General features: G+C 59.8%; 8 protein-coding genes. 4 read left to right on the forward strand and 4 right to left on the reverse strand.

Annotated features, from left to right (window positions below; genetic code table 11):
• Positions 1-218: 218 nt before the first annotated feature.
• Complete coding sequence (locus ACYYKW_RS26045) at positions 219-896, reverse strand: DUF3313 domain-containing protein (RefSeq protein ID WP_093101864.1); 678 nt, start codon at positions 894-896, stop codon at positions 219-221.
• A 212-nt stretch (positions 897-1,108) separates the two neighbouring features.
• Here ACYYKW_RS26045 and ACYYKW_RS26050 point away from each other — a divergent pair, with 212 nt between their 5' ends.
• Entirely contained in the window at positions 1,109-3,469 is a 2,361-nt protein-coding gene (locus ACYYKW_RS26050; RefSeq protein ID WP_464991549.1) for a tetratricopeptide repeat protein, read from the forward strand.
• A 216-nt stretch (positions 3,470-3,685) separates the two neighbouring features.
• On the opposite strand, the gene ACYYKW_RS26055 is transcribed toward ACYYKW_RS26050, so the two are convergent.
• Complete coding sequence (locus tag ACYYKW_RS26055) at positions 3,686-4,657, reverse strand: hypothetical protein (protein ID WP_464991550.1); 972 nt, start codon at positions 4,655-4,657, stop codon at positions 3,686-3,688.
• Positions 4,658-5,085: 428 nt separating this feature from the next.
• On the opposite strand from ACYYKW_RS26055, the gene ccoN reads away from it, so the two are divergent.
• Entirely contained in the window at positions 5,086-6,513 is a 1,428-nt protein-coding gene (gene ccoN / locus ACYYKW_RS26060) for a cytochrome-c oxidase, cbb3-type subunit I (protein WP_464991551.1), read from the forward strand.
• A 10-nt stretch (positions 6,514-6,523) separates the two neighbouring features.
• Complete coding sequence (locus ACYYKW_RS26065) at positions 6,524-6,742, forward strand: cbb3-type cytochrome c oxidase subunit 3 (RefSeq protein ID WP_464991552.1); 219 nt, start codon at positions 6,524-6,526, stop codon at positions 6,740-6,742.
• 525 nt (positions 6,743-7,267) lie between these two features.
• Here ACYYKW_RS26065 and ACYYKW_RS26070 read toward each other — a convergent pair.
• Positions 7,268-7,759 (reverse strand): hypothetical protein, encoded by a 492-nt coding sequence (locus ACYYKW_RS26070; RefSeq protein ID WP_093101868.1) that lies wholly within the window; start codon positions 7,757-7,759, stop codon positions 7,268-7,270.
• A 199-nt stretch (positions 7,760-7,958) separates the two neighbouring features.
• Between ACYYKW_RS26070 and ACYYKW_RS26075 the strand changes: the two genes are divergently transcribed.
• Positions 7,959-8,651, forward strand: a complete 693-nt coding sequence (locus ACYYKW_RS26075; protein WP_464991553.1) for an aspartate/glutamate racemase family protein — start codon at positions 7,959-7,961, stop codon at positions 8,649-8,651.
• A gap of 1 nt (position 8,652) precedes the next feature.
• Here ACYYKW_RS26075 and ACYYKW_RS26080 read toward each other — a convergent pair whose 3' ends face one another.
• Positions 8,653-9,171, reverse strand: coding sequence for a GNAT family N-acetyltransferase (locus ACYYKW_RS26080; protein ID WP_464991554.1), 519 nt, complete (start codon positions 9,169-9,171; stop codon positions 8,653-8,655).
• Positions 9,172-9,458: the final 287 nt, after the last annotated feature.

Genomic DNA, 9,458 nt, shown 5'->3' on the forward strand with positions numbered 1-9,458 from the left:
AGCAAGCGTTTTTTTGCTTACTTTTTTTAGGCGTTTGTAAAAAAAGTGAGTCGCCGTAAGGGCGAAACCATAAGAAGCCGTTACCGCAGCAACGGATATGTACCCAATCAAGAAGCGCCAGAAAGATAGCCATCGCCAGCAGACTGGCTCCCACACTGATCTTCAGTGCTCACAAAACGGAGCCAGCCTGCCAACGACGAAGCCCAAGCCTCAGCGCATCACTTGGCCTCAGCCTTGAGCTTCAAATAAGTCTGATGCATATCCACCGCCCAACCATCGATAACCTTTTTAACGTCATCAGCCTTCATCACCTGCGAAGAATTCTCCAACGGCGTCCCGGTACCTTTGCGCACCACCTGCGCCACGACACCGTTACTGCCGCCATCGAGAAACACCGCCTCGGTGGCCAAGGTCGTTTCCTGATCACGAATACCACTGGCAGTGCTCACAGCCGCAGCAACCAGCGCAATCGGAATCACCTCATAGGCATGCAACCCCTCGGTCTTGCTGCTCACCGCCGTAATCGCCGGACGCACCACAATCACGCCCGGCCCAGGCCCGGTCGCCAACGGCAACGACTTGCCGATTTCACGCTTGAGCGCCTGATCGTAATAACTGGTGATGCCGTTGAGCGTCTGCTGCGGAATTTTCGCGGTCGGCTGCGGTTTTGGATAGAGCTGGCTCGGCTCGATGTACACGCTGGTGAACTTGTTGATATCCAGTTTCGGGTCCATCCAGCGCATCACTTCAGCCCCGGACGGCGATTTGGCCTCCTTGAGCTGGCTGTAGTCCTTGAGAAACCCGGAGTATTCATCGGGAGCGACGGTCTTGCTGGAACAACCCACCACACCGAGGGTGGCAATGCACAGCGTGCCCATCATCACTGCTAGCTTCATGCTGTAACTCCTGTCAGAAGGCCAAAAACTTTGCCTGGGGGAGTTACAGGTATAGCTAAATCCTCGGTAATTGCGCTGGCAAAGCACAAAATTCACAGACGGCTACGCAACGCCTCATACGCCCCATTTGACAGACGCCGGTCATCCGGCAAAGCTGCAACGAGCTGGAACGCGCGCCCGACGGCAAATGCCCCTGGACTACGGAAGTCGCAATGCCCAAGCATAAAAACAAAGCCGCACGACCTGACCCTGACTCGTCCCGCTCTTCAATCTCACGTTATCTGTTTCCCGTCGCCATCGGCGTACTGCTGGCTGCCGTTGCGGGGATCGGCTGGTTTCTGTTCAGCCCCGCTCCCTCGCCAGTGAAAGCCATACCGGCGAGCACGCCGGTTGCCACGCCCGCGAAGTCACAGCCGGTCGTGGCGAGCACCCCGGCGACGATGGTCGATGAACAGCAATGCCAAGGCTGCCACAGCGAGCAGGTCAAGGACTGGCAGGGTTCGCACCACCAGTTGGCGATGCAGGCGGCGAACGCCGAGACCGTACTCGGCGATTTCAATAACGTCACCTTCAAGGCGGAAAAGGAAACCACACGGTTCTCGCGCCACGACGGCGGATTCTGGGTCAACACGCCCGGCATCGACGGCAAGAATGCTGACTTCAAAGTCGCCTACACCTTCGGCATCGCGCCGTTGCAGCAGTACCTGATCGAAGTCGGTGAGGGTCGCTTGCAGGCGCTCGGCGTGGCCTGGGATAGTCAAAAGCACCGCTGGTTTCATCTCTATCCCGGCCAGGGCGTCAACTTCAAGAATCCGCTGCATTGGAGCAAGCCCAGTCAGAACGCCAATTTCATGTGCGTGGAGTGCCACACCACCGGCTTCAAGCGCAACTTCGAGGCGGCCAGCAACAGCTTCAACAGTCATTGGAACAGCCTCGGCGTCGGCTGCCAGGCGTGCCACGGTCCGGCGTCGAATCATGTGCAGTGGACGGCGCAAAAAACCGATCTGATCCATCACGGCTTTGACGTGAACCTGAAAGACAAAAACGCCACCGTCGAGATCGAAACCTGCGCACGCTGTCACGCCCGTCGGGCACCGCTGGACGATGGTTTTACCGTCGGCAAGCGCTTGATGGACGATTATCTGCCCAGCGTCCTCACCCGGGAACTGTACGAGCTGGACGGCAAGATCAAGGATGAAGTGTTCGAACACGGTTCGTTCCTGCAAAGCAAAATGTTCGACAAGGGTGTGCGCTGCAGCAATTGTCACAACCCGCACAGCACCGAACTCAAGGCGCCGGGCAACGCGGTGTGCCTGCAATGCCACAACAGCGCCGGCAAGACCTCGGTCGAAGGCGTCGACGGCAAAGGCCTGCAAGCAAAGAACTACGACTCCAGCGAACACACCCGCCACACCATGGGCCAGCCCGGTTCGCAGTGCGCGGATTGTCACATGCCCGGCAAGTTCTACATGGGCAACGACTTCCGTCATGACCACAGTTTCAGCATTCCCAACCCGGCACGGGCGCAGAAGCTCGGCACCCCGGACGCTTGCCTGACCTGCCACGAGGGCAAGGCCGGCGACAAGATCACCGCGCAGTTCAAGCTGTGGGGCACCTCCAGCGCAGCGCAAGCGCCGCGTTATGACGAGAGTCTGTGGCTGATTCGCAACGGCCAGCCCGGTGCCGCGGACGCGCTGTATACGCAGCTGCAACGCAGCAACCTGCCGGCCATTCAGCGCGCGACGTTGCTGGCGGAACTGCCGCTGTACCCGAGCGAACAGGCGTTGAAACTGGCGACCCAGGATTTGCGCCACGCCGATCCGCAAGTGCGTGAAAGCGCGGTACGCGCGATCAGCGCTTTCCTGCCGCCAGCAGAGCGTGCGCCGTTGCTTGCACCGTTGTTGGGCGACCCGGTGAAAGCCGTGCGCATCGTTGCGGCGCGGGACCTGCTCGGCGCATCGCGCAACACCGGTCTGGGCGCAGCGCAAGCCAACTGGAGCGCGGCGATTGCCGAATATGAAGCGGTGCAGCAAAGCCTGCTGGAACGTGCCGAGGCCAATCTGAATCTGGCGATGCTGTACCAGGCCAGCGGCCGTACCGTCGAAGTCGAAGGTTTGTTGCGCTCGGCACTGCAACGTGACCCGGACTTCTATCCGGCGCTGGTCACGCTGGTGCAATGGCTGGAAGGCAATGGTCGGGTTGCTGAAGCGCAGAAACTGCTCGGCGACAGTCTCAAGCAACACCCGGATGCTGCATTGCTGCAGCACACTCAAGGCTTGTCACTGATCCGCGCTGGAAAGACCAATGAGGCGATGGCGCCACTGAAAAAAGCTGCTGAATTGGAGCCGCAGAACGCGCAGTACGGCTACGTGCTGGCGGTGGCGCTGCATGAGAGTGGCAAGGTCGATGAGGCCTGTGCACTGCTGGAGGGGTTGCTCAAGGTGCAGCCGGCGAATCGCAATGCACGGTTGTCGCTGATTCAGTGGTACCTCGACAGCGGGCAGGAGCCGAAGGCGCAGGTGCTGTTGCAGGGGTGGAAGAAGATGAATATGGGGGATCCGGCGCTTAAGTGATCGGCTCGAGATCGCGTCCCCTCACCCTAGCCCTCTCCCGGAGGGAGAGGGGACCGACCGAAGGATATTCATGAGATGCATTTACCTGACCTAATGTAGTGAATCCATAATCGACTGGATTTTTCAAGGTCGGCGCAGCTCGCCAGACACCTCGGTCAGTCCCCTCTCCCTCCGGGAGAGGGTTAGGGTGAGGGGCTTTTGATCTTCAACCCATTCTCACCAGGACGTCTCACCACTACGCATCGCTATCTCGCGCCGGCTATTGATCCGCATCGCCTTGATCAGCGACACCGTCCCCACCAGCAAAATCACCGCGCCAAACAGAAAGTCGATGTTGTACAGGCGGAAGTCCTGCACCGGCCCGAGCAGCAGCCCGCGCACCAGCGCCACGCCCACCAGCGTCGCGAGGAAATCGATCCCCGGCAGGTCGCGATAGAACACCAGCATCAGCGGCAGACACAGCACCAGCAGCAGCATCAATACCACGACCTTGAACGAATCCTTGCGCTCGACACTGAAGGCGCATTCGTGGGGTCCGTAGGGTTTGTAATCCTCGTCACGAATCATCGAGGTGATCTCGTTGATGTAGTCGACGCGGTTGTACTTCTGGATCGGTGTGAAGGTATTGGACATCTCCATCAGCGTGGTGATGTTCTTGAACCGCAGGTCGATGCGTTCGCTGCCCTTGAGGTAATACAGCACCGGTTTGTAGCCGTAGCGGTAGGTGTCGAAAGGGAACGCGGTGGCCTGGCCCTGCACACCGATCGGGCGCGGTTCGAGTTCGGCGTAGGCGCTTTTGTTGCTCGCCGACAGGTTGCGGCTCAGCGGCTGCACCTTGACCTGTTCGAGGAAGATCGGCGTCGCGCCGTAGGTCCACTGCAACGGCTCGAGGCGCAGGCGCAGTTCATTGCGGCTGAGATCATAGCGATTGAAAGTGCGTTCGGAGACCACCAGCGAACCGCTGAGCATGAACTCGCCGCGCAGGTTGTTGGTGATGCGCAGGGTCAGCTGATCCTTGCCCAGCGCCGCCGCTTCGGTAGACGGTGGCACGCCACACCACGCGGTGCTCTCGCCGACACCGCCGAGCTGGCCGTCACGGTTTTCGTTGAACAGATATACATAGCTGGCCCACAGCGTCAGCAGCAAAAGCAACGCCGTCAGACCGAGGATTTTTTTGCCCGGACTCACTGATCAGACTCCCTTCTTCGGTTCCATCGTCCAGCCGAAAACCCGCTGGCGAGCGCGACTCTACCAAAAGGCCATCACTGACCCAAGGGAAAATGCCCAATCGTTGAGGATACTAAGGGTTTCCCCGGTCCCGGCGTTTCGACTTGCAGGAGAGAGCCTGCTCGCGATAGCGGTGTGTCAGGTTCAGATGTGTTGACGGGTACAGCGCTATCGCGAGCAGGCTCACTCCTGCAATGGACCGTGGCAGGGAACAGAAACTACAGAAACACCAGATCAGCCCGCGGCAAACCGCCACAGCCCTGCCCCGAATCTGATCCGCACAAACCAGCCATTGCTGAGCCTGTTTTGTTTTCCGCGCAGTTCCTACAGTGCAGCCCATGCCAGACCAGGAGGCCTGGCGAGACTTGGCAACCGTGGATGAACTGACCATGAGCACAGCAACAATCGGGCAGGCCTATAACTACAGGGTCGTGCGCCAATTCGTCATCGCGACGGTTTTCTGGGGTGTAGTGGGCATGGCGATGGGCGTGTGGATCGCCTCGCAACTGGTCTGGCCCGAGATGAATCTGGACCTGCCATGGACCACCTTCGGCCGCTTGCGCCCGTTGCACACCAGCCTGGTGATTTTCGGTTTCGCTGGCAGCGCGCAGTTTGCCGCCAGTTATTACGCGGTACAGCGCACCTGCCAGGTGCGGCTGTACTCGGACGCTCTTGCCGCTTTCACTTTCTGGGGCTGGCAATCGGTGATCGTGATCATGCTGATCACCTTGCCGCTGGGCTACACCACCACCAAGGAATACGCCGAGATCGAATTCTCCGGCGCGGTGTGGATGGCCGTGGTCTGGGTGGCGTACGCCGTGGTTTTTTTCACCACCGTGGTGCAACGCAAGACCAGACATATCTATGTCGGCAACTGGTTTTTCGGTGCGTTCATTCTGGTGATCGCCATGCTGCACGTGGTCAATCACCTGTCGATTCCGGTCGACTGGTTCAAGTCCTATCCGGTCTATTCCGGCGCCACCGACGCCATGGTGCAGTGGTGGTACGGGCACAACGCCGTGGGCTTTTTCCTCACCACAGGCTTCCTCGGCATGATGTATTACTTCGTGCCAAAACAGGTCAATCGGCCGGTGTATTCGTATCGCTTGTCGATCGTGCACTTCTGGGCGTTGATCACCCTGTACATCTGGGCCGGCCCTCATCATTTGCACTACACCGCCCTGCCGGACTGGGCACAGTCGCTGGGCATGGCCATGTCGCTGATCCTGCTGGCGCCAAGCTGGGGCGGAATGATCAACGGCATGATGACCCTGTCCGGCGCCTGGCATAAATTGCGCACCGACCCGATCCTGCGCTTTCTGGTGTTGTCGCTGGCGTTCTACGGCATGTCGACGTTTGAAGGTCCGATGATGGCAATCAAGACCGTCAATGCCCTCTCCCACTACACCGATTGGACCATCGGCCATGTCCACGCCGGCGCGCTCGGCTGGGTGGCGATGATCACCTTCGGCGCGACTTACCACATGGTGCCGAAAATCTTCGGCCGGGCGCAGATGCACAGCACCGCATTGATCAACCTGCACTTCTGGCTCGCGACCATCGGCACGGTGCTGTACATCGCCTCGATGTGGGTCAACGGCATCACCCAAGGCCTGATGTGGCGAGCGATCAACGAGGACGGCACTCTGACCTATTCGTTCGTCGAAGCGCTGCAGGCCAGCCATCCGGGGTTCATCGTGCGCTTCGCTGGCGGAGTGTTTTTCCTCAGCGGCATGTTGCTGATGGCCTACAACGTCTGGGGCACGGTGCGGGTGGCGGATGTCGCACTGGCGCAGCGTGACGCGCAGATCGCCTGAGGTGCCAGTGATGGAAATGTTCTTCGATGGGTTGGGTGTGGTGTTTCTGTGGCTGGCGGTGGAGTACTGCTTGCGGCGGGAGACGGCGGACAGTCTGGATGAGGCAAGCATGGTGCCGTTTGCCGACGATCCGGAGGTGGCACGGCGGGTGGAACTGGCGACCGGGAAACCGGTGAAGGCGGTGGCGCCTGAAGAGGTCAAGCCGGGGTGGGTCAACCTCGATATGTGAGGTGTGTCAGCCGGGCTGCCCTCACCCTAGCCCTCTCCCAGAGGGAGAGGGAACTGACCGAGTTGTTTGTTCGAATTATGCCGACCTGAAATATCAAGTTGAACTCAGGCTTTGAACAGCACTCGATCGGCTCCCTTTCCCCCTCGCCCCTGGGGGAGAGGGAACTGACCGAGTTGTTTGTTCGAATTACGCCGACGTGAAATATCAAGTTGAACTCAGGTTTTGAACAGCACTCGATCGGCTCCCATTCACCCTCGCCCCCTTGGGGGAGAGGGAACTGACCGAGTTGTTTGTTCGAATTACGCCGACCTGAAATATCAAGTTGAACTCAGGCTTTGAACAGCACTTGATCGGCTCCCTTTCCCCTTCGCCCCTGGGGGAGAGGGAACTGACCGAGTTGTTTGTTCGAATTACGCCGACGTGAAATATCAAGTTGAACTCAGGCTTTGAACAGCACTCGATCGGCTCCCTTTCCCCCTCGCGCCCCTGGGGAGAGGGTTGGGGTGAGGGGGTAAGCTCTTGATCTTAAACGCGATCGCGCGGAATCAAACCCTGCAACTGCTGCGCAAGAAAATTCGCATCAAACACAAACGTATCCGGATCCTTCAACCCGTTGGTCTTGCGCCACTGCCACTCGCCATTGGGCAGTCCCACCAGCGAAATGCTGCCGTAACGCGCGGCCGTCAGCCCCATCACCGCCAGTGAAATCTGCCCGCCGCTGCCCATCACATCCGGCACGAACTCCACCGGTTTCCCGGCAATCACGATGCTCAACTTTTCCGTCTTGAACGTCGACGTCTCCACCGGCACGCTCGGCCCGAATGCGACGTAGGCCTCGCGATTCACCTCCAGCAGATTCGGCGCCTGCACCGGCTCCAGCCATTGCTGGATATCACCAAACAGCGCGGTAATGCGCGTGGCCCACGCCGCCGATTGCGTCTCGAACAGTTGCTTTTTGTGCGCTTCACTGTCGGCGTAATGGCGGAGCATCTCGCCCAGTTGCTGTACATCGTCCATAGCGGTGTTCCTCGGAAAGGACCTGCGAACCTCGATAGTGGCAGATCGAAGCCTCGGCGTACGTTAAAGCTGCAGCGAGCGTAACACTTGCATGGAAAGTCAGCGGTACAGTCAGTCGGCGCTGGCTTCGGCCCGCAAACAAAACGACACTCCAGCCAGACCCGAACTCTCGACACACCTCACTGCCCGAGGACATCCAATGCGCACCATCGGCCTGATCGGCGGCATGAGCTGGGAATCCAGCGCCGAATACTATCGCCTCATCAATCAACAGGTCCGCGATTGCCTCGGCCCTTTACGCTCGGCGCAATTGCTCATGTACAGCGTCGACTTCGGCCCCGTCGAACAGGCCCAGCACGCCGGACGCTGGGATGATGCCGCGGCCATCCTGGTCGATGCCGCGCGCCGGCTCCAGGCGGGTGGCGCCGATTGCGTGGTGCTGTGTACCAACACCATGCACAAGGTCGCCGAGCAGATTCAGGCAGCGATCCATATTCCGTTTCTGCACATCGCCGAACCGGCAGCCCAGGCAGCACTGTCGATTGAGGCGCGAACCGTTGGCCTGCTCGGCACGGCGTTTACCATGGAACAGGATTTCCTCAAGCAACGTCTGATCGCGCAGGGGTTAACGGTATTGGTGCCGGACGAAGCCGAGCGCAAGGACGTGCACCGGATCATCTACGACGAGCTCTGCGTCGGCGTGATCAGCGATCAATCGCGACAAACCTACCAGCGGGTGATCGAATCGCTGACCGCACGCGGCGCGCAGGCAATCATCCTTGGCTGCACCGAAATCGGCCTGCTGATCAAACCCGAACACAGCGCCCTGCCCCTGCTCGACACCACGGAACTGCATGCTCGGGCGGCGGTGGCGTTCGCGCTGAACGATTAAGTCAGGTTTTCGATGCGCCGCGCAGACGGGCCATGCTCAGCGTATCGACCCACTGCCCGTCGCGCACCGCGTAATCACGAAACAGGCCTTCGGTTTCGAAGCCGAACTTGCGGTAGAGACCGATGGCCGCTTCGTTATCGGCGTACACCGTCAGTTCGACGCGGTGCAGGTTCATCCAGTTATCGGCCACGTCCAGCGCCGCCGCCAACAGTTTCGAGCCGACACCTTTGCCTTGCCACGCGACCGCAACGCCCATGCCGAAACTGCCGGCGTGCGCCCGACGCATCGGCGAATACGCCTCAAGTCCGAGACTGCCGACTACCACACTCTGATGCAGCGCTACCAGTTTCAGCGCGCGTGGGTTGTCGGCCTGAAGCCGCTGGCGCCAGACTTCGATGGACTGAAACGGCATCTGCAACACCTGCCGCGCCACGGCCGGGTCGTTGTACAGCGCGGTAATGCCTTCGAGGTGGGATTCGTTGGAGCGTTCGAGGTGGATGGCGGGGTTTTGGTCTGACATGGGGATCGGTCCGTGATCGAGGAATGGCTGATCACTGTAAACCGCCAGTAATCCGTCTGGCGAGCGTCCCCCACGGGTTCCTTGCTTTGGAGGCGGGGCAGAAGATCAAAAGCAACGTCAAAAGCCCCTCACCCTAGCCCTCCCGAAACGTCGGACCGCCCGTAGGGAGAGGGGACCGACCGCGGTGGATGCGAGAGATACGCCAACCTGCGATACCGAGTCGTTCGCGATTTCAAAGCCAACGTAGATCAGCTCCCTCTCCCTCCGGGAGAGGGCTGGGGTGAGGG

This window comes from Pseudomonas sp. 15C, assembly GCF_055484735.1.

What these genes read in the sequence shown, in the direction of transcription:
- ACYYKW_RS26045 (WP_093101864.1), bottom strand. Translation starts at nt 896, where the DNA reads ATGAAGCTAGCAGTGATGATGGGCACGCTGTGCATTGCCACCCTCGGT.
- ACYYKW_RS26050 (WP_464991549.1), top strand. Translation starts at nt 1,109, where the DNA reads ATGCCCAAGCATAAAAACAAAGCCGCACGACCTGACCCTGACTCGTCC.
- ccoN (WP_464991551.1), top strand. Translation starts at nt 5,086, where the DNA reads ATGAGCACAGCAACAATCGGGCAGGCCTATAACTACAGGGTCGTGCGC.
- ACYYKW_RS26065 (WP_464991552.1), top strand. Translation starts at nt 6,524, where the DNA reads ATGGAAATGTTCTTCGATGGGTTGGGTGTGGTGTTTCTGTGGCTGGCG.
- ACYYKW_RS26070 (WP_093101868.1), bottom strand. Translation starts at nt 7,759, where the DNA reads ATGGACGATGTACAGCAACTGGGCGAGATGCTCCGCCATTACGCCGAC.
- ACYYKW_RS26075 (WP_464991553.1), top strand. Translation starts at nt 7,959, where the DNA reads ATGCGCACCATCGGCCTGATCGGCGGCATGAGCTGGGAATCCAGCGCC.
- ACYYKW_RS26080 (WP_464991554.1), bottom strand. Translation starts at nt 9,171, where the DNA reads ATGTCAGACCAAAACCCCGCCATCCACCTCGAACGCTCCAACGAATCC.